Origin of the sequence: Stutzerimonas stutzeri RCH2 (assembly GCF_000327065.1) — a bacterium.
In the GTDB taxonomy this organism is placed as follows: Bacteria; Pseudomonadota; Gammaproteobacteria; order Pseudomonadales; family Pseudomonadaceae; genus Stutzerimonas; species Stutzerimonas stutzeri_AE.
The window spans coordinates 3,054,902-3,074,202 of the sequence record NC_019936.1 but is presented as its reverse complement, the minus strand read 5'-3'; the positions used below and the strand labels follow the sequence as shown (position 1 = coordinate 3,074,202).

Sequence of the window (19,301 nt, the reverse complement as noted above, 5' to 3'; positions counted from 1 at the left end):
TCGGATTACGGCCATCTTGACCGCCTTCCCCTGAGCTCCTATGCGTCGGACGGGAAGGTGTAAAAAAAAGTTTCAATTTTCGTTGCGCCGCCGAGCGCTTTATTGTCGCAGGTCAAAAGAGTCCCGGCGGACGCGGCCTGCAGCCCATTTCCGTCGGTCGGGAAAGTTCCCGGCATTTTTCAAGGCTCTGAAGGTTGAGCGCGAACGAGCTGCTGGCGTGTTCGCCCGACTGTGGCGAGTCCGCTCAGCGGACGCTGCTCAACCCTGCGCTGCTGCGCGCGCGCTGAACGCTTCTCGACGCGGCGGCAGGCGGTTCGACCTTGCGCTGCAGGTGCCGCACGGTGCGCTTTAGCCGCTGCACCTTGTCTTCCAGTTGGAAGACCTTGCGGTTGTTGTAGAACATGCCCAGCACGAACCCCACCGAAGTGAAGACCAGGCCATAGATGAGTGCGGCTTCATAGAGATAGCTGGAAAACATCCTGTCGTCCTCTGCGGATAATGGCCCTCGCTCGTCGAGCGACTCAGGCCGGATTGGGCTGATGTCAATCTGCCTTTATGTGACAGGGTGCTCATTGAAAACGTTCCCAGATCTCGGGCGCTCGCAAGCGACTAGCAGCGAACTCTCCAGCAGAGCGGTCGTCCCATTTTCTAGACGGCGCACTTAACTGATTGGGGGAATATCAATGGCCATGCTGGACACCCGCGGTATCGGGGCCTTTACCTTGCTCAAGCGTACCTTCAAGGAATTCAGCAGCGACGACATGTCAACCTATGCGTCGGCGCTGGCCTATCGCGGGCTGTTTGCGATGTTTCCGTTTCTGGTGTTTCTCATCGCGTTGCTGGGCTTCCTCGATCTGCAGAACTTTTTCGACTGGTTGCGCATGCAGGCGTCGTTGGCATTGCCGCCGATAGCGATGGAGCAGATCGACCCGGTCATCGAGCAGCTGCAGGAGCAGCAGGCCGGCTTATTGTCCTTCGGTATTCTCGTGGCGTTGTGGACGGCGTCCGTCGGTTTCCGCTCGCTGATGAATGCGATGAACCGGGCCTACGACGTGGAGGAGGGTCGCCCGAGCTGGAAGCTGATCATGCTTTCGCTGGCCTATACCGTTGGTATTGCGGTTCTGCTGCTGCTGACGGCGGGGTTGATGATCGTCGGGCCGCAGGCCATCGAGTGGCTGGCCGGGCAGGTGGGCATGCGCGATATGGTGGTGGTGCTGTGGACCTGGGCACGCTGGCCGGTGGTCGTGCTGACGCTGATGCTGGTGGTGGCACTGCTGTACTACGTGACGCCCGATGTGGAGCAGGATTTCCGCTTCATCACGCCGGGCTCCGTGCTGGCGGTGCTGGTATGGATACTCGCCTCGATCGCTTTTGGCATCTACGTACAGAACTTCGCCGATTACAACGCCACCTACGGCAGCATCGGCGCCATCATCGTGCTGCTGTTGTACCTGTACATTTCCGCAGCGGTACTGCTGTTCGGCGCCGAGCTCAATGCGGTGATCGAGCACGCCTCGGTCGAGGGTAAGGACGAGGGCGATAAACAGCTGGACAGCTGAGGTGCCGTCCGGCGCTTGGCGGCGAACAACCCTTCTACGTAACGGTCATCTATTTCATTACAGAATTATTCCGCAGGGATTGCGGAGCATGCCGCTCAACGTGTGCATGTCCGGCAAAGACCGGTGTTCTGCTACGGACCGGACGGAGAAGTACCTTGCATATCGCGGATATGACCATGTTCTACGCGCCTGCCAGCGGTGGCGTGCGCACCTACCTCGAGGCGAAGCATCGCCGGCTGCAGCTGTACTCGGGGGTACGCCACAGCATCCTGGTGCCGGGCGGCGATTACAGCCACAACGACGGGCTTTACGAAGTACCGGCACCCATACTGCCCTTCGGCAAGGGCTACCGCTTTCCGATCCGCCGCGCGCCCTGGCGCAATCTGCTGCGTTCACTGCGCCCTGATCTGATCGAGGTCGGCGATCCGTACATGACCGCATGGGCGGCACTGGATGCGGGTCGTCGGCTTAATATTCCGGTCATCGGTTTCTATCATTCCGACCTTCCGCTGCTGGTCAGCAACCGCATCGGCAATTGGCTGGGTACCAACCTCAACGGCTACGTCTCGAAGCTGTACGGCAGCTTCGACCGGGTATTGGCACCCAGTGAAGTGATGGCCGACAAGCTCATGCACCTCGGCGTGAAAAATGTCTTTGTGCAGCCCCTGGGGGTAGATCTGGATACCTTCTGCCCCGAGCGACGGGATCCCGACCTGCGTCACGAACTGGGCCTGGCCGACGACACGCGGCTGATGATCTTTGCCGGGCGCGGCTCGCGGGAGAAGAACCTGCATATCCTGCTGGACACCGCGCGCCAGCTCGGCAAGCCATACCACCTGTTGCTGGTGGGTTCGAGCATGCCGCAGCGGGTGCCGGACAACGTCACGGTAATCGACCGCTTCTGCTGCGCCAGTGAAGTGGCGCGTTACGTGGCGAGTAGCGATGTGCTGCTGCACGCCGGCAATCAGGAGACCTTCGGCCTGGTTGCGCTTGAAGCCATGGCCTGTGGCATTCCGGTGGTAGCGGCGCGGGCCGGTGCTTTACCGGAGCTGGTGCCGTTCTACAGCGGACGCCTGTGCCGGCCGCTGGACGCGAAGGCCATGGCGCATACCGTGCGCGAGCTGTTCGAAGACGATCCGCGCTTGCTCGGGCAGCAGGCGCGTCAGCATGTCGAAGCGCATCATGCCTGGGATGCCGTCGTGGCTGGTTTGCTGGCCCATTACCACGCCGTGCTCGGTACCGTCGAACTGCCGGTCGCCGTACATGGCTGAGGCGGCTCTGACACTGGTGCTGCACGATGTGGCCGCGGAAACCTGGCCTGATTACCAGCCTTTCGTCGAGGCGGTCGATTCTATTGGCGGCGTACCGATCACCTGGTTGGTGGTACCGGATTTTCACCAGCGCAATCCGCTGGAACAGCAGCCGGATTTCCGCCGTGTGCTGGACGAGCGCGTGCAGCGCGGCGATGAGCTGGTGTTGCACGGTTGCTACCACGCCGATCTCGAGCCTGCGCCGAAGACGCCGAAGGACTGGTTCATGCGCCGGGTCTATACCCATGAGGGCGAATTCTATGGCCTCGACCAGCAAGCGGCCGGCGAGCGGCTGGCGCTGGGGTTGGAGCTGTTCAGCCGTCATGGCTGGCCGTTGCACGGCTTCGTCGCGCCGGCCTGGCTGATGAGTGAGGGCACGCGGCGCGCATTGGCGGGCAGCGGGCTGAGCTATACCAGCGACCCGGGCCATCTTTACCTGCTGCCGGACTTTTCGCCGATCGTCGCGCCAGGGCTGGTATGGAGCGCTCGCAGCTCTGTGCGTCGCGGTGTGTCCTGGCTGGTCAGTGAACGGCAGCTACGGCAGAGCCGGAAGGCACCGTTGCTACGGCTGGGGTTGCATCCGGTGGATATGCGCCATGAATTTTCCCGACGCTATTGGCTCGAGGTACTGCAGCGTCTGCTGCGGGACGGACGGCGGCCGCTGACCAAGATCGATTGGCTGCGACGGTACCGCTCATCGAGCGCTGTGGCATGACTCGCCGCTGGTGGATATTGGCAGGCGCTCTGCTCGGTGCAGCGCTGGTGCCGCTGCTGCTTGGCGGCACCGGGCTGTTCGAGCGTCTGCGCAATTTTCCCGGCAGCCTGCTGGCAGTAATGTTGGGCATGGTGCTGCTGGGCTGGAACCTCAATGCGCTGCGCCTGCGTCTGCTGCTGGGGCGCCGTCAGCTGGGCCAGCGGCGTGCCTTCGGTATCGTGGTGGCAACCGAATTCGCGATTTGCGCAACGCCGGGCGGCGCGGGCGGTCCGCTGACTCTGATGGCGCTGCTCATGCGCCAAGGCGTCGCGCCTGCGAAGGGTACGGCGACATACGCGGTCGAGCAGTTGACCGATCTGCTGTTCTTCGCCTGCGCACTGGTCGGTGTGCTGATCTATGCACTGACCCACGCGCTCAACGCACACATCGCCAACCTGCTGGGCTTCAGCGTAGCGCTGCTGATCGGGGTGATGGTGTTGCTGGCGCTGCTCGGGCGCTTTCATCGCCAGGTGTTCCTGCTCAATGGCTGGCTGGTGACCCGGCTGGGCATGAAGCAGGCGCGCAAACGGCGCTGGGCGCGAAAGGTACTGAGCTTCCGCAACGCGCTGGTCGACTGCTTTCGCTTGCCGCGACGCGTGCTGCTCGCGGTCTTCGGGCTGACCACGCTGCACTGGCTGCTGCGCTTCAGCGTGCTCTACCTGACCCTGCAGGGGCTAGGCAGCGAACTGGCCTGGGCCTGGACCTTCCTGGTGCAACTGCTGGCGCTGACCGCCGGTCAGCTCAGCTTGTTGCCGGGTGGGGCGGGCAGTGCCGAACTGGCGTCGGCCGCGCTGCTGACGCCGATGGTGGGCAAATCGACTACTGCGGCGGCGATCGTCATCTGGCGCTTCGTGACCTACTACTTCTATCTCATCGCTGGCGCACCGGTGTTCCTGCACCTGGCTGGCAGGCCACTGCTGCATCGGTTGATGCCGTCGCGCCAGGCCTGAGCCGCTCTGGTCCGATGGCCGGGGCGAAACTATCGCTGCATGTGGCGGGTCCACCCTATGTCACTAATGAGAATGGGGAATCTGCCATGAGCAGTACAGAAGACAAGATCAAGGGCAACACCAACGAAGCCGTCGGCAAGATCAAGCAGGGTGTGGGCGAAGCCACCGACAACCAGCGTCTGAAAGGCGAAGGCCAGCGCCAGGAAGTGAAGGGCGAGGCCCAGCAGGTCAAGGGTGATGTGAAAGACACCCTGAAAAAGGGCATCGACAAGGCCTGACCTGTCGCTGCCGACTCGCAGCACGAATAAAAATGCCCGCATCGCTGCGGGCATTTTTTTATCCGAAATCGCTAGGTATCAGCGCTCCAGATACTGCAGCTTGTCCTTCACGCCATCCCACTCTTCGGCATCGGCCAGAGCGTCTTTCTTCTCGGTGATGTTCGGCCAGACTTCCGCCAGATCGGCGTTGAGTTCGATGAACTCCTGCTGATCTTCCGGTACCTCGTCTTCGGAGAAGATCGCCTGAGCCGGGCACTCCGGCTCGCACAGTGCGCAGTCGATGCACTCGTCCGGGTGAATCACCAGAAAGTTCGGGCCTTCGTAGAAGCAGTCCACCGGGCAGACTTCCACGCAATCGGTGTATTTGCACTTGATGCAGTTGTCGGTGACGACGAAGGTCATGTCTAGCTATCTCCTCAGGCGTGTCAGGTAGGCGTTACGGTGACGCCCCTGCGAGTAGGCGGCACAGGCAAATGCCGCTTATCAAAAAAATGCGCGCGATTCTAGCAGCTTTCGCGGCGTATCAAATGCGTGATTTCAAGCTGTATAGCAGGTCCAGCGCCTGGCGCGGCGTCACATCATCGGGATTGATCCGTCCCAATTCCTCGAGCACCGGGTGCGGCAGGCTGGCGAACAGGTCGCTCTGCATTGGTGGTGCCGGCTGGCCGGGCGCTATTCTCGGCGCTTCGTGCGCCAGGCTGGTGGTTTCCAGGCGCGACAGATGGTCGCGCGCGCGCTGGATGACTTCGCCCGGCACGCCGGCCAGCTGTGCAACCGCCAGGCCGTAGCTCTGGCTCGCCGGCCCCGGCAGTACATGGTGCAGGAAGACGATGCGCTCGTTGTGCTCGGTAGCGGAAAGGTGGACGTTGGCCACCACCGGCTCGCTTTCCGGCAGCACCGTCAGCTCGAAGTAGTGGGTGGCGAACAGCGTGAACGCGCGCAGCTTGGCCAGGTGCTCGGCAGCCGCCCAGGCCAGCGAGAGGCCATCGAAGGTACTGGTGCCGCGACCGACTTCGTCCATCAGCACCAGGCTGCGATCGCTGGCGTTGTGCAGGATGTTGGCGGTTTCACTCATCTCCACCATGAAGGTGGAGCGCCCGCCGGCCAGATCGTCCGAAGAGCCGATGCGGGTGAAGATGCGGTCCACCAGCGACAGCTCGCAGGCGGCTGCCGGAACGAAGCTGCCGATCTGTGCCAGCAGCACGATCAGCGCGGTCTGGCGCATGTAGGTGGATTTACCGCCCATGTTCGGTCCGGTGATGACCAGCATGCGCGTGGCGTCGTCGAGGCCCAGGTCGTTGGCCACGAAAGGCGTCTCAAGCACCTGCTCGACCACCGGATGGCGACCCTGCTCGATGCGCATGCACGGCTGCTCGACGAAGCGCGGACGATTGAGGTCAAGGTTCAGCGCACGCTCGGCGAGGTTGCTCAGCACGTCCAGCTCGGCCAGCGCAGCGGCGCTTTCCTGCAGTGGTGCCAAATGACCGATGAGCATTTCCAGCAGCTCGTCATAGAGCAGCTTCTCGCGCGCCAGGGCGCGGCTCTTGGCCGACAGTGCCTTGTCTTCGAATTCCTTGAGCTCAGGTGTGATGAAGCGTTCGGCGCCCTTGAGTGTCTGCCGGCGGATGTAGTCGGCCGGCGCGGATTCGGCCTGCTTGCTCGGCAGCTCGATGAAGTAGCCGTGCACGCGGTTGTAACCGACCTTGAGGTTGGCCAGCCCGGTGCGCGCCTTCTCGCGGGTCTCCAGATCCATCAGGTACTGGCCGGCGTTCTCGGAGAGCGACTGCAGCTCGTCCAGCTCGGGGTCGTAGCCGGTCTTCAGTACGCCGCCGTCGCGAATCACCGCTGGCGGGTTGTCGATGATGGCGCGGGCCAGCAGTTCCGCCAGCTCCGGGTAGGTGCTGATGCTGGTCGCCAGCTCGAGCAGATGCGGCGCCACCAGGTCCTGCATGCCGGCCTGCAGCTGCGGTAACGCGGCCAGGGCGTCGCGCAGGCGCGCCAGATCGCGCGGGCGGGCGTTGCGCAGACCGATGCGGGCGAGGATGCGTTCCAAGTCGCCGATGTCCTTGAGCTGCGGCTGCAGCTGCTCGAAGCGGTAGTGCTCGAGCAGGCAGGTGATCGAATCCTGGCGTGCTTCGAGGATCTCGCGGTTGCGCAGCGGACGATTCAGCCAGCGGGTCAGCAGGCGCGAGCCCATGGCGGTCTGGCAGCGGTCCATGACCGATTGCAGGGTGTTCTCGCGGCCGCCGGCGAGGTTGACGTCCAGCTCCAGGTTGCGCCGGCTGGCGCCATCGAGGATCACCGTGTCGTCGAGGCGCTCGTGGCGCAGGCTGCGCAGGTGGGGCAGGGCGGTGCGCTGGGTTTCCTTGGCGTAGGCGAGCAGGCAGCCGGCGGCACCGATGGCCAGGGTCAGGTTCTCGCAGCCGAAGCCCTTGAGGTCCTGGGTGGAGAACTGCTGGCAGAGGCTCTTGAATGCCGAATCACGATCGAAATCCCAGGGTGCACGGCGGCGCACGCCGCGGCGTTTCTCCAGCGGTAGGCCCTGCGGCCAGTCGTCGGGGATCAGCAGTTCAGCCGGGCTCAGGCGCTCAAGTTCCGCAAGCAGGGTTTCCCAGCCCTTGAGTTCCTGCACACTGAAGCGGCCGCTGGCGATATCCAGCACCGACAGGCCGAACAGCTTCTCGTCGCCGACCACCGCCGCCAGCAGGTTGTCGCGGCGCTCGTCGAGCAGCGCCTCGTCGCTCACCGTGCCCGGCGTGATGATGCGTACCACCTGACGCTCCACCGGGCCTTTGCTGGTGGCCGGGTCGCCGATCTGCTCGCAGATCACCACCGATTCGCCAAGCTTGACCAGTCGCGCCAGATAGCCTTCGGCGGAATGGAAAGGAATACCGGCCATGGGAATCGCCGTACCCGCCGACTGACCGCGCGCAGTCAGGGTGATGTCGAGCAGCGCGGCGGCTTTCTTGGCGTCGTCGTAGAACAGCTCGTAGAAGTCGCCCATGCGGTAGAACATCAGCTGGTCCGGATGCTCGCGCTTGAGCTTCCAATACTGCTGCATCATGGGCGTATGGGCGGAGAGGTCGGCGTTGGGTTTGGTCATCGGTTGCGGCGCGGCTCGTTGTAGGGCGAGGGAACCCGGATCATGCGTCCCAGTGGTGGCGTTGTGTTGCCACTTGGTTGGGAAGAGGGATTCCCGCGGAAAGCCGGCAAGGTTACCACGGGCCGCATTGCGCGGCAGGGAATGGACCGGCAAGCGTCTTGATCGACATCCACCAAGGCATGTCATCTGTCGGGCCGCGGGACGAAAGCGTTGACAGGTCGGTCGCCGCTGCCGATAACTCTGCCCCGTCGATCGGTTGTCGGTGCGCCGCGTGCGCGGCCTCTGTTGTACCTTTCGATGCCATCCGATCTTGCGACTGTTCAGGCCCTCGATGCCTGTTGCGGTAGCTTGCCTGATCGTCGTTTCTGCCTCGCATCGTTCGCGTTCCGGCAACCGCTGGCGAACAGCGAGTGCTTGCGTGCATGACCTCCTCGCGTCAGTTCCCTGCAGTAACTCTGGCAACTCTCCACCAAGTCCAAAGTGAGCAGCAGACATGTCCCGACTACTCGGACTCGATGCCCTGCGCGGCGTTGCGGCATTGTGCGTCGCCTATTCCCATCTGATTGCAAAAATGAAGCGTGACGGCCATTTCGACGAGATGACCGGCCTGCTGTTTCTTCTCAGCAAGGCGGTGCTGGATGTCGGCAAGACCAGCGTGCTGGTGTTGTTCGCACTGAGCGGCTATTTCGTCGTGGCAGCGCTTTACAAGAGTCGTGGCCGATACGAGCGGCCTATCGCAGCATTCGTCTACCAGCGTTTCTTCAGGCTGTTTCCGTTGTACTGGTTGTCGCTGTTTCTCGGCGTCATGTTCCCCTGGGACGATCCAGCCAAGGTGTTCAGCCCGGCGGTGATCGCCATCAATGCGACGATGCTGCAAGGCTTCGTGCTCGTCGAGAATGTGATTGGCCTGTACTGGACGCTGCAGATCGAGCTCACCTTCTACGTTCTCTGCATCCTGCTCTTCGCGCTGCGCCTCGGTGGTTCGGCAAAACGGGATCTGCTGTTTCTGCTCGTGCAGTATCTGTTCACGCTGTCACTGGCCTTTCTGCGCTACAAGCTGGAAATCAAGCTGCCGGTGGCTTTGCCGCTGATGCTGAGCGTGTGTTTTCTCGGTGCTTTGTGGAAGGCGACGGACAACGGTCGGGCGACCGATACCGGGCACTACGCGCGTATCGCGGTCGGACTGTTCTATCTGTTCCTGCTGCCGATCTGCGTGCTCGCTTATTCGCGCGATACGGGTTTCGGCGAATCCTGGTACCGCTACTTCGTCAGCTACGGCGTGGGCGTTGCGCTCTTTCTTGGCGCCACGCGCATCAGTGGCAACCGGCTGCGCTGGCTGGCGCCGCTTGGCGGCGTCGGATACATCATCTTTCTCTCGCATCCATCGGTGTTCGCCATCGTCGAACTGTTGGGTTTCGGCGCTGGCGATCTGGCGGTTCCGGGCCCGCTTTATATCGCGGCGATGCTGATTCTGCTGACGTTGTTCGGGTTCTTCGTTAAGCGAACCCTCGCCGATCCCATTCAGCGTTATGGCGACGCGGTTGTGAGTCGCCGCGGACGACGGAGGGGTGAGGGCATCGTTTTGCCGGTTCGCCAGGACGCCTGAGTCGGATGAGGTACCGCCCGGCCAGTCGTGGTCGAGGCGGGCTGGACTCCACGAACTGCTGGTGTAGGGTATTGGCCACTTTCAGGATTGCGCGAGGCGCTGATGAATCTCACTGAACTGGCCGCGCGTCTGGGCGAGGAGCTGCAGCGCCTCGGCGCCCAGGTCACCACGGCAGAGTCCTGCACCGGTGGCGGTATCGCCGAGGCCATCACTCGTATCGCCGGCAGCTCGGCCTGGTTCGAGGCGGGCTACATCACCTATTCCAATGCGCAGAAGACCCGCCAGCTTGGTGTGCCTGCGGAGTTGTTCGAGCAGGTCGGTGCCGTCAGTGCCGAGGTCGTCCAGGCCATGGTGCATGGGGCCCGGCAGAACAGTGGCGCGCGCTTTGCGGTGGCGGTCAGCGGCGTTGCCGGACCGAGCGGCGGTACGGCCGAGAAGCCGGTGGGCACCGTCTGGATCGCCTGGGCCGATGGCAACCAGGTACATGCACAGCGGCATCTGTTCAGCGGTGATCGTCAGGCCGTGCGCGAGCAGACGGTAGCGGCCGCGCTGCAAGGGTTGATCGCCCTGGCGGTCGGAGAAAAACCGGTTCGGGGCTAGGCGAGTAAAATTGCCTATGTTCTAATACTGTCTACTTATACAGTTGTTGTGGCCTCCGGCCCTCTTGATCAAGTGAGGATTTGATGGACGAGAACAAGAAGCGCGCCTTGGCTGCAGCCCTGGGCCAGATCGAAAAGCAGTTCGGCAAGGGTGCAGTGATGCGCATGGGCGATCACGATCGCCAGGCCATTCCGGCCATCTCTACCGGCTCGCTGGGCCTGGACATCGCGCTTGGCATCGGCGGCCTGCCGAAGGGTCGTATCGTCGAGATCTACGGTCCGGAATCGTCCGGTAAAACCACCCTGACTCTGTCGGTGATCGCCGAAGCGCAGAAGATGGGCGCTACCTGTGCCTTCGTCGATGCCGAGCACGCGCTGGACCCGGACTATGCCGGCAAGCTGGGCGTGAATGTCGACGACCTGCTGGTTTCGCAGCCGGACACCGGCGAGCAGGCACTGGAAATCACCGACATGCTGGTCCGCTCCAACGCGGTCGACGTGATCATCGTCGACTCCGTGGCGGCGCTGGTACCCAAGGCCGAAATCGAAGGCGAGATGGGCGATACGCACGTCGGCCTGCAGGCTCGTCTGATGTCCCAGGCGCTGCGCAAGATCACCGGTAACATCAAGAACGCCAACTGCCTGGTTATCTTCATCAACCAGATCCGCATGAAGATCGGCGTGATGTTCGGCAGCCCGGAAACCACCACCGGTGGTAACGCGCTCAAGTTCTACGCGTCGGTCCGTCTGGATATCCGCCGTACCGGCGCGGTGAAGGAAGGCGACGAAGTGGTCGGTAGTGAAACCCGCGTCAAGGTCGTGAAGAACAAGGTTGCCCCACCGTTCCGCCAGGCCGAATTCCAGATTCTCTACGGCAAGGGCATCTACCGCAGTGGCGAAGTCATCGACCTTGGTGTGCAGCAGGGTCTGGTCGAGAAGTCTGGTGCCTGGTACGCCTACAAGGGCAACAAGATCGGCCAGGGCAAGGCCAACGCCGCCAAGTTCCTGGAAGACAATCCGGAAATCGGCCGCGAGATCGAGCAGCAGATCCGCGACAAGCTGCTCGTGGTCTCGGGCGGTAGCAAGGCGAACGTAGTCAGCGAAGATCTGGCTGACGCCGACCTCTGATCCATGCCAGCCGTGCTCGATACTCCTGTCGCGGTGCGGCGGGTAGCCATGGATCTACTGGCTCGGCGCGAACATGGGCGCGTCGAGCTGGCCCGCAAGTTGCGCCAACGTGGCGCCCCGCCTGATCTGATCGAACAGGCCCTGGATCGCCTCTGCGAGCAGGGCCTGTTATCCGAATCCCGATACCTCGAAAGCTTTGTCAGAAGCCGGGCCAATGCCGGCTACGGGCCGTTGCGCATTCGCGAAGAGTTGTCCCAGCGCGGACTGCCCCGGGCGGATGTCGAACAGGCTCTGCGAGACAGTGGCTTCGACTGGAGCGAACAGCTGCATGAGCTCTGGCAGCGCAAGTTTGGTCAGTTGCCAGCTGATGCCAGGGAGCGGGCCAAGCAGGGGCGTTTTCTCAGCTATCGCGGTTATCCGCTGGAGCTGATCAGCCGATTGTTGCGTGGCGGTAGTTCGGCTGATTGAAGTGGTGCAAACGAGCGGCCTGGTTGCTAGAGCTGTTCCGGCGGCTTAGGTATTTATGCGCCGGGCTGCTGCTCCCGTAGCCCGTCGCTGCGCTGACTGCGTCAATCTTCGGTTGCCAGCGGTGCTGCCCAGTTGGCCGGCTCGTTGACGAAATCGGTCAGCTCCCGCAAACGCCCGTGATTGCGGCCGTTGAAGACGAAACTCAAGCGCGGCAGGCGCTGCAGCTCCGGCTCGTCCAGTTCCGATTCGCAGCAGTTCTGTTGCTCGAACTCGCCTTTCACGCAGAGATCGGTGAACTCGTCGTTCAGGTATTCCATCGCCTGCTGGTTGAGCGGGTGGTTCATGCGCAGGACGAAGCGGTCCTTCAGCCAGCGACTCGAGTGGAAGTTGCGATAGAAATTGGCAATCTCCCTCGCAGCTTCGTCCGCATCGTCGACCAGGCGCATCAGGCGCATGTCGCTGGGCAGAATGTAGCGGTTCTCCTCCAGCTGGCCGCGCATGAATTGCAGCGCGTCCTTCCAGTAGGTACCGCCGGGTTCGTCGAGCAATACGACTGGAACCAAGGGGCTCTTGCCGGTCTGGATCAGCGTCAGCACTTCCAGCGCTTCGTCCAGTGTGCCGAAGCCGCCGGGGCAGAGCACCAGCGCGTCCGCCTCCTTGATGAAGAACAGCTTGCGCACGAAGAAGAAGTGGAATGACAGCAGATTGTCGGTACCGCCCACGGTCGGGTTCGGGTGTTGCTCGAACGGCAGCGTGATGTTCAAGCCGAGGCTGTTGTCACGTCCTGCGCCTTCATGTGCGGCGGCCATGATTCCGCCACCGGCACCGGTAATGACCATGAAGTTGTAGTGGGCGAGGGTGGCGCCCAGCTGTCGGGCCAGCGCATACAGCGGGTGCTCGACCGGTGTGCGGGCGGAGCCGAACACGGTGACCTTGCGCCGCCGCTTGAACTGGTCGAGGCGGCTGAAGGCATGCTCCATTTCGCGCATGGTCTGTAGCAGGATCTTGGCATCCCAGCGACTGCGGTCGGCTTGCGCCATGCGGGTGACGGTCACCAGCATTTCCCGGTAAAGCGGCAGATTGGGGCTGGTTTCGGAAACCACCATGGCAACCAGTTCGTCGATCTTGCTTTCCAGTTCGGCGCCGCTGGTCTTGAAGTGTCGCGACAGGTAGTCGTCCGTATCGAAAGACATACAACTTCTCCATGTATGGGCGTCGCGCTCAGGCTATAGGCTACCGTCTGCCGGCTCAAGCTGAGCTGCTGCCGGGCCGAAACCGCAGAGGCTTCGGCCCGCTCCTTCAGAGCGCGATTCGATCACCCGGCTCGGGTATCCGCGCTTCCCAGTTCAGGCGATCGCGTATGGCCTGCTGCAGTACCTGCATCTTCTCCAGCTCACCGTGGACCAGATAGAGCTCCGGGCGGTTTTCGAAGTTGCTGACCCAGTCGATCAGCTGCGATTGCCCGGCGTGGGCGGAGAAGCCGCCAAGCGTATGGATCTTCGCGTTCACGGCGATGCGCTGGTGCAGCAGCTTGACGCTGCCGGCGCCGTCAACGATGGCGCGGCCGAGGGTGCCACGGGCCTGGAAGCCCGGGATCACCAGGTGGCATTCCTCGCGCCAGAGGTTGTGCTTGAAGTGATGCAGGATGCGTCCGCCGGTACACATGCCACTGCCAGCGATGATGATCACACCGCTCTTGAAGCGGTTGATGGCCATCGACTCTTCAGGAGTCGGTGTGGGCTTGAGGATTGGCAGCCAGCGCTCGGCGTACAGCTTGCCGCTGGTCCCGCTAAGGGCCGCGTCGATGCCGTTGAGGTCCAGCTGGTCTTTGTAGTGCGAATAGATGGCATTGGCGCCAATGGCCATCGGACTGTCGAGAAACACCGCTTGCTGCGGCAGGCGGCCTTCACGATAGAAACGCCCGAGATAGTAGATCAGGTCCTGGGTGCGCCCGACGGCGAAGGATGGCATCAGCACATTGCCGCCATCGCGGTGCGCTTGTTGCAGAATGCCGGCCAGCTCTTCGACGGTGTCTTCGTGGCTGCGGTGGTCGCGATCACCGTAAGTGGACTCCATCAGCACAACGTCGGCTTCCTTGAGCACGGTTGGCGGATGCATCAGCGGCGAGCAGGCGTTGCCGAGGTCGCCGGAGAAAACAAGGCGACGCGTTCTGCCGTGGTCGCTGACGTCCATCTGCACAATGGAAGAGCCGAGGATATGGCCTGCGTCATGGAAGGTCACGACGACGCCTTGGGCAACCTCGAAGGTCTCGCCGTACGCGTGTGGCTCGCGCTGGCTCAGCATGCGTTCGGCATCGACACGGGTATACAGCGGCTGGATCATCGGTTTGCCGATGCGTGCGCGCCACTTGTTTTCCCATTCGGCATCCTTTTCCTGAATCTGCGCCGAGTCCAGCAGCATCAGCTCCAGCAGCTCGGCGGTGGCGTCGGTGCAATGCACCGGGCCGCGATAGCCGAGGGCAACCAGGCGTGGCAGCAGGCCGCTATGGTCGATGTGGGCGTGGGACAGCACGACCGCATCGAGCGTTGTGGGGTCGAAGGCGAACGCTGCGCGATTGTCGCTTTCTTCCTCTCGGCGACCTTGATGCATGCCGCATTCAAGCAGAACCCTGATGCCGTCGTGGGTCTCAATGAGATAGCAGGAGCCGGTTACCTGCTGAATGGCGCCGAGAAAACTGAGCAAAGCCATGTTGCCTTCCTGTCTGTACGATGATGTCCACATTGCCCGCTCGGCTGCCCTGGTGACTTGATACATATCAGAGATAGCGAAACGAGCCCTGCCTAGACTACAGCACAACCCGCTTACCAACGGAGTGATCCCATGAGTCAGCTACTGCCCAGCCTCGTCGAGCTGGATCAACACGCACAAGCCGAACCGGAATTTGCCGCCTGGCGCGGCGGTTTTGGCCCGTTCGAGCATGGGCTGGAGACCCAGGCGGCAGTATTCCGTCTGGCCCATCAGCTGGTGCAGGCGGGACACCAAGCGGATCTGGCCAGCGTCTATCGCCTGCTGCAGGCGGTCGACCGCGTCGCCAGCGCCGGCCTCTGGCTGGTCGTGCACATGACCTATGCGCAGCATGTGCATCTGGATGGCACGCCGCTAACCGTCGACGATTTCAAACGCAGCCCTGAGGGGCATACCGGCGGAGCACTCAACATGGTGCCGGCCTATGCGGGCTATCTAGCGCTAAATGCATTGACCGGCCGTACCCGAGCCTGGCTGATGGGGCAGGGCCACTGCGTGGCCGCCGTCGATGCCCTCAATCTACTGACTGGCAACCTGCACCCGGAACAGGCGCAGGCCTATGGCGGCGGCGAGGCGGGCATGAATCGCCTGCTGCAGGATTTCTACGGCTACCACCAGGCGGCCGATGGCAGCCCGCTCGCGCCACTGGGTAGCCACGTCAATCCGCATACCGCTGGCGGGATTGCCGAGGGCGGCTATCTGGGCTTTGCCGAGCTGCAATATGCGCATATGCCGCTGCCCGGCGAGACGCTGGTGGCCTTCCTTTCCGATGGTGCGGCGGAAGAACAACGCGGCAGTGACTGGATACCGCGCTGGTGGCGTGCCGAAGATTGTGGTGTGGCGTTGCCGGTAATGATCGCCAATGGGCGGCGGATCGAACAGCGCACCGCGCTGGGCACCGAGCAGGGGCTTGCCGATTTCCGCCAGCATCTGAGCCAGTGCGGTTTCGATCCGATGCCCTTCGATGGGCGCGACCCCGCGGCATTCGTTGCGACCCTTTGGGAGATGGAACTGCGCCTGGAACGTCGGGTGGAGGAAAAGGCTCGCGGCATCCTCAACTACCCGCTGCCGATGCCGTACGGTATTGCCGAAACGGTAAAGGGCTTCGGCTTCTATGGTGCCGGCCGCAACGCCGCACACAACCTGCCGCTGCCGGGCAACCCGAGCCAGGATGAAGAGTCGCGTGATCTGTTCAATGAGCATGCGGCACGGTTGTTCGTTTCGCAGGCGGAGCTGGCGGCCGCACTGGAACTGTTCGAACGCAACCGCCAGGGGCGTGTGCTGGAGCGCGACAACCCGCTGGCGTTGCGTCGGCCACCGGCACCGGTCATGCCAAAGCTGAATTACCGCGACGACGCCTGTTCACCGATGGCTGCAGTGGATCGTTTCTTCGTCGAGCTGACTGCGGCCAACCCCTCCTTGCGGCCGCGCGTCGGTAACCCGGACGAGCTGGCGAGCAACCGCCTGGGTGGGGTGCTGAAAGCGCTCAAGCACCGGGTGATCGAGCCGGAAAGCGAACTCGAAGCGATAGACGGGGCGATCATCACCGCGCTCAACGAGGAGGCTGTGGTTTCAGCGTGCCTGGCCAATCAGGGCGGATTGAATCTGGTGGCCAGCTACGAAGCCTTCTGCGTGAAGATGCTTGGTGTGGTGCGACAGAGCATCATCTTCTCCCGTCAGCAGAAAGAAATCGGCCGGCCGGCGGGCTGGCTCGGCTGGCCGCTGATCGCGACATCGCATACCTGGGAGAACGGCAAGAACCAGCAGTCCCACCAGGACACCACATTCTGCGAGGCGCTGCTCGGTGAGATGAACGACATGGTGCGGGTGCTGTTTCCTGCCGACCACAACAGCGCCCTGGCCTTGCTGCCGGCGATCTATCAGGCGCGTGGCGAATTGGCTTGCCTGGTCATGCCCAAGCGTGATCGGCCGTGCTACTTCGATCGTGCGCAGTCCGAACAGCTGGCACGTGACGGGGCCATCGTGGTCGAGGAGCAGCCGGGCAGTGAGCCGTTGCTGTTGATCGCCAACGGCAGTTATCAGCTGGGTGAAATGCTCCGTGCCGCCAAGCGTCTGAAGGAGGCCGAATGTGCCTATCGCCTGGTTTATCTGCAGGAGCCGGGTCGGTTCCGGGGGCCTCGCGATCATTGGGAAGTCGAGGCGCGCGCCAGCGACGGAGTGGCGGAGCGTCTGTTCCCCGACGAAATGGAGATGCGTGTGCTGCTGACCCATATGCGCCCGGAAGTGGCTCGCGGTCATCTCTGGCCGATCCTGCCCGATGCACGCAAATGCTCGGCACTTGGCTATCGCAACCGTGGCGGTACATTGGACGAGTTCGGTATGCAGTTCGCCAACCGTGCCAGTTGGGCCAATGTGCTGGCCGCCTGCGCGCGGTTGCGCAATGTTCCACGCACAGCGCTACTCACGCGGGATGAAGCTGCGGCGGTGGCCGGCAAGGGCGATCCGCAGATATTGCGGGGCGACGCCTGACAGAAAAGGCGCGGCGGGAGTGCGGCCAGTAGGCCGCTCCCGCTGGCCGTTGCGGTGCTACAGACCGCAGTCGGACGCCTTGTAGCGCTCGCTGGCAATGGGCTTGTTGCTCTGATATTCGCTGAAGTCGTAGCGCAGCACGGCACCTTGGCTCATCAGCTTGCGTAGCCCCTCATTGCCGCAGACGCTGATCGCAAGCTGGCTGCGCACGTCGGCCGGGTTATCCCTCATCTGCGCTGCATGCCGCGGCTGAACGCTGAGGTGGTTGACCAGCTGGTTGTTTTCCACGGTGTAACCCTGGTCGAGGATGTCTTCGTTGATCGCGCGGGGTGTGCCGACGCTGCTTTCACGGGCAACCTGGTCGAGCAACTGGCTCAGCTGCTGTTCTTGCAGCGAGGCGGCGTGGGCAACGGGTAAGGCGAGGCTCAGAGCGAGCAGGGTAGTCAGACGGTACATGGCGGTCTCCTTATGACTGCGCTATTTCGACCGGCTGGCTGTGGTGCGGTTCAGTTACCGGTATTGCCCGGCAGGGGCGTGGCCGCTGTAGACTGCCGCGCCTGATCGTCAGCCGTCGAGCCCAACCCATGCCCCATGCCGTAGCCCGTCTGCGCGACGAGCGCCTGGCTAAAAGCCTCAAGCCTTTCGTTGCGCGTGGCTCGCGTGCTCCGCGTTGCGCGCGTTGCCGTGTGCCGTTCAGTCACTGTCTCTGTGCGTGGCTGCCGAAAATCCATAGCGATTGCGGCGTCTGCCTGTTGATGCACGATATCGAGCCGTTGAAACCGAGCAACACGGGTTGGCTGATCGCCGATGTCGTTCCCGACACGTTCGCCTTCACCTGGCAGCGTACGGGTGTCGATCCGCGACTGCTGGCTCTCCTGGCCGATCCGCAATGGCAGCCGCTGGTGATCTTTCCCGGAGAATATGCCGAGGCGCATCGGGTTGTCGGTCAGGTCGAGCGACAGTCCGACAAGCGTCCGCTCTTCATCCTGCTCGATGCGACCTGGACCGAGGCGCGCAAGATGTTTCGCAAGAGTCCTTATCTGGATGGGTTGCCGGTGCTAAGCCTGCAACCTGAGGCGTTATCACGCTACCGGCTGCGCCGTTCGACCCGCAGTGACCACCTGTGCACCGCCGAGGTCGCCGCTCTCTGCCTGGATCTGGCAGGCGATTCGGCCGCGGCAAATACCCTGGATGCCTGGCTCGATGTGTTTACCGAGCACTATCTGGGGGCCAAGTACCATCGCCAACCGGATCTGCAAAATCCGGCACATCTGGCATTGAAGCCCGCGCCCTGATGCGCTTGCACCTCAGACCTTGACGGCAGCGCTGGTCGTAGATACTTCCGGCTTGCGTGGCCAAAGTTGCGCCGCCAGCATGCCGATGAACATCAGTACGCAGCCCATGTAACCGCGCAGCGTCAGGCTTTCCTCGAGGAACAGCGCGCCGGCGATGGCGGCGAATACGGCCTCCAGCGACAGAATGATTGCCGCGTGGGATGCAATGGCGTGCTTCTGCGCCACGACTTGCAGCGTATAGCCGACCGCAACCGCAAACAGACCGCCGTAGATGAGCGCTGGGCCTGCGAGCCAGATGCTGGACGGATTGATCTCCTCGAAGACCAGGGCCAGCAACAGGCTCACCACGGCGCAGGTGGCGAACTGCAGAAAGGCCAGCCGAATAGCGTCGTGGCGGCTGACGAAGAAACTCACCAGCAGCACGTGCACGCCCCAGACGAACGCGCCGGCTAGCTGAATCCAGTCGCCCGAGGCTACGGTGAAATCTTCGCCGATGCTCAACATTGCCATGCCCGCGACGGCGAGGAATGCGCCGAGCCAGGTGCCGAAGCCGGTCTTGTGGCCGATGGCGAGGCCCAGCAGAGGTACCACGATCACATAAAGGCCGGTAATGAAGCCGGAATTGGTCACGCTGGTGAACAGCAGGCCGACCTGCTGCAGGTTGATGCCCAGCGTCAGCGCAAGGCCCATGCTCAAGCCACCCAGAAGCAGGCCGCGCTGCAGGAACGGTTCGTGGCGAGCCTTGGTGCGGCCCTGATAGATCACCAGTGGCAGCAGCGCGAGGGCACCGAGCGCAAAACGCAGGCCGGTGAAAAGAAACGGACCGATGTTGTCCATGCCGATGCGCTGGGCCACAAAGGCAGTGCCCCAGATCATGGCGGTGATCAGCATCAGGAAGTCGGCGCGGAGGGCTTGGCTGCGCATGTTTCAGCTCGTTCGGGAAAAGTCGCAAACTTTGCTATAAAGCGCCGCGCTTGACCACTTATTCATCGGTG

Annotated in this window: 18 protein-coding genes; 11 read left to right on the top strand and 7 right to left on the bottom strand. The window is 62.7% G+C overall.

Going from position 1 to position 19,301, the window contains the following annotated elements:
* Window positions 1-244: 244 nt before the first annotated feature.
* Window positions 245-478 carry a hypothetical protein gene (locus PSEST_RS14025; RefSeq protein WP_015277635.1) on the bottom strand — a complete coding sequence of 78 codons (234 nt, stop codon included), beginning with the start codon at window positions 476-478 and terminating at the stop codon, window positions 245-247.
* Window positions 479-683: 205 nt separating this feature from the next.
* Between PSEST_RS14025 and PSEST_RS14020 the strand changes: the two genes are divergently transcribed.
* From PSEST_RS14020 to PSEST_RS14000, 5 genes are all read left to right on the top strand, one after another.
* Window positions 684-1,559 carry a YihY/virulence factor BrkB family protein gene (locus tag PSEST_RS14020; RefSeq protein WP_015277634.1) on the top strand — a complete coding sequence of 292 codons (876 nt, stop codon included), beginning with the start codon at window positions 684-686 and terminating at the stop codon, window positions 1,557-1,559.
* A 155-nt stretch (window positions 1,560-1,714) separates the two neighbouring features.
* Window positions 1,715-2,830: a glycosyltransferase family 4 protein gene (locus tag PSEST_RS14015; protein ID WP_015277633.1), complete on the top strand. Its 1,116-nt coding sequence runs from the start codon at window positions 1,715-1,717 to the stop codon at window positions 2,828-2,830.
* Entirely contained in the window at window positions 2,823-3,584 is a 762-nt protein-coding gene (locus PSEST_RS14010; RefSeq protein WP_015277632.1) for a DUF2334 domain-containing protein, read from the top strand. Before PSEST_RS14015 ends, PSEST_RS14010 begins: the two co-directional genes overlap by 8 nt.
* Window positions 3,581-4,573 carry a lysylphosphatidylglycerol synthase transmembrane domain-containing protein gene (locus tag PSEST_RS14005; protein WP_015277631.1) on the top strand — a complete coding sequence of 331 codons (993 nt, stop codon included), beginning with the start codon at window positions 3,581-3,583 and terminating at the stop codon, window positions 4,571-4,573. The genes PSEST_RS14010 and PSEST_RS14005 overlap by 4 nt, the downstream gene beginning before the upstream one ends.
* A gap of 86 nt (window positions 4,574-4,659) precedes the next feature.
* A complete protein-coding gene (locus tag PSEST_RS14000) occupies window positions 4,660-4,851 on the top strand; it encodes a CsbD family protein (protein WP_015277630.1) in 192 nt (63 codons plus the stop codon).
* Window positions 4,852-4,929: 78 nt separating this feature from the next.
* Here PSEST_RS14000 and fdxA read toward each other — a convergent pair whose 3' ends face one another.
* Both fdxA and mutS read right to left on the bottom strand, forming a co-directional pair.
* Entirely contained in the window at window positions 4,930-5,253 is a 324-nt protein-coding gene (fdxA, locus tag PSEST_RS13995; RefSeq protein WP_003285709.1) for a ferredoxin FdxA, read from the bottom strand.
* A gap of 121 nt (window positions 5,254-5,374) precedes the next feature.
* Window positions 5,375-7,954 (bottom strand): DNA mismatch repair protein MutS, encoded by a 2,580-nt coding sequence (gene mutS, locus PSEST_RS13990; RefSeq protein ID WP_015277629.1) that lies wholly within the window; start codon window positions 7,952-7,954, stop codon window positions 5,375-5,377.
* A gap of 493 nt (window positions 7,955-8,447) precedes the next feature.
* Between mutS and PSEST_RS13985 the strand changes: the two genes are divergently transcribed.
* The 4 genes from PSEST_RS13985 (at window position 8,448) to recX (ending at window position 11,755) form a co-directional block, all read left to right on the top strand.
* Window positions 8,448-9,560 carry an acyltransferase family protein gene (locus tag PSEST_RS13985; protein WP_015277628.1) on the top strand — a complete coding sequence of 371 codons (1,113 nt, stop codon included), beginning with the start codon at window positions 8,448-8,450 and terminating at the stop codon, window positions 9,558-9,560.
* A 102-nt stretch (window positions 9,561-9,662) separates the two neighbouring features.
* Window positions 9,663-10,160: a CinA family protein gene (locus tag PSEST_RS13980; protein WP_015277627.1), complete on the top strand. Its 498-nt coding sequence runs from the start codon at window positions 9,663-9,665 to the stop codon at window positions 10,158-10,160.
* 83 nt (window positions 10,161-10,243) lie between these two features.
* The gene (gene recA, locus PSEST_RS13975; protein ID WP_015277626.1) at window positions 10,244-11,287 is read left to right on the top strand and encodes a recombinase RecA; all 1,044 of its coding nucleotides are present in this window, start codon (window positions 10,244-10,246) and stop codon (window positions 11,285-11,287) included.
* A gap of 3 nt (window positions 11,288-11,290) precedes the next feature.
* Complete coding sequence (recX, locus tag PSEST_RS13970; RefSeq protein WP_015277625.1) at window positions 11,291-11,755, top strand: recombination regulator RecX; 465 nt, start codon at window positions 11,291-11,293, stop codon at window positions 11,753-11,755.
* Between the two features lie 101 nt (window positions 11,756-11,856).
* Here recX and PSEST_RS13965 read toward each other — a convergent pair whose 3' ends face one another.
* On the bottom strand, window positions 11,857-12,948 hold the full coding sequence (locus PSEST_RS13965; protein WP_015277624.1) for a TIGR00730 family Rossman fold protein: 1,092 nt from the start codon (window positions 12,946-12,948) through the stop codon (window positions 11,857-11,859).
* A gap of 106 nt (window positions 12,949-13,054) precedes the next feature.
* Window positions 13,055-14,464: an MBL fold metallo-hydrolase RNA specificity domain-containing protein gene (locus PSEST_RS13960; protein ID WP_015277623.1), complete on the bottom strand. Its 1,410-nt coding sequence runs from the start codon at window positions 14,462-14,464 to the stop codon at window positions 13,055-13,057.
* A 132-nt stretch (window positions 14,465-14,596) separates the two neighbouring features.
* Between PSEST_RS13960 and PSEST_RS13955 the strand changes: the two genes are divergently transcribed.
* A complete protein-coding gene (locus PSEST_RS13955) occupies window positions 14,597-17,011 on the top strand; it encodes a phosphoketolase (RefSeq protein WP_015277622.1) in 2,415 nt (804 codons plus the stop codon).
* Window positions 17,012-17,068: 57 nt separating this feature from the next.
* On the opposite strand, the gene PSEST_RS13950 is transcribed toward PSEST_RS13955, so the two are convergent.
* Window positions 17,069-17,467, bottom strand: coding sequence for a PA3611 family quorum-sensing-regulated virulence factor (locus PSEST_RS13950; RefSeq protein ID WP_015277621.1), 399 nt, complete (start codon window positions 17,465-17,467; stop codon window positions 17,069-17,071).
* 128 nt (window positions 17,468-17,595) lie between these two features.
* Here PSEST_RS13950 and PSEST_RS13945 point away from each other — a divergent pair, with 128 nt between their 5' ends.
* The gene (locus PSEST_RS13945) at window positions 17,596-18,306 is read left to right on the top strand and encodes a tRNA-uridine aminocarboxypropyltransferase (RefSeq protein ID WP_015277620.1); all 711 of its coding nucleotides are present in this window, start codon (window positions 17,596-17,598) and stop codon (window positions 18,304-18,306) included.
* 12 nt (window positions 18,307-18,318) lie between these two features.
* Here the strand turns inward: PSEST_RS13945 and PSEST_RS13940 are convergent, their stop codons facing one another.
* Window positions 18,319-19,230: a DMT family transporter gene (locus PSEST_RS13940; RefSeq protein ID WP_015277619.1), complete on the bottom strand. Its 912-nt coding sequence runs from the start codon at window positions 19,228-19,230 to the stop codon at window positions 18,319-18,321.
* Window positions 19,231-19,301 lie beyond the last annotated feature (71 nt).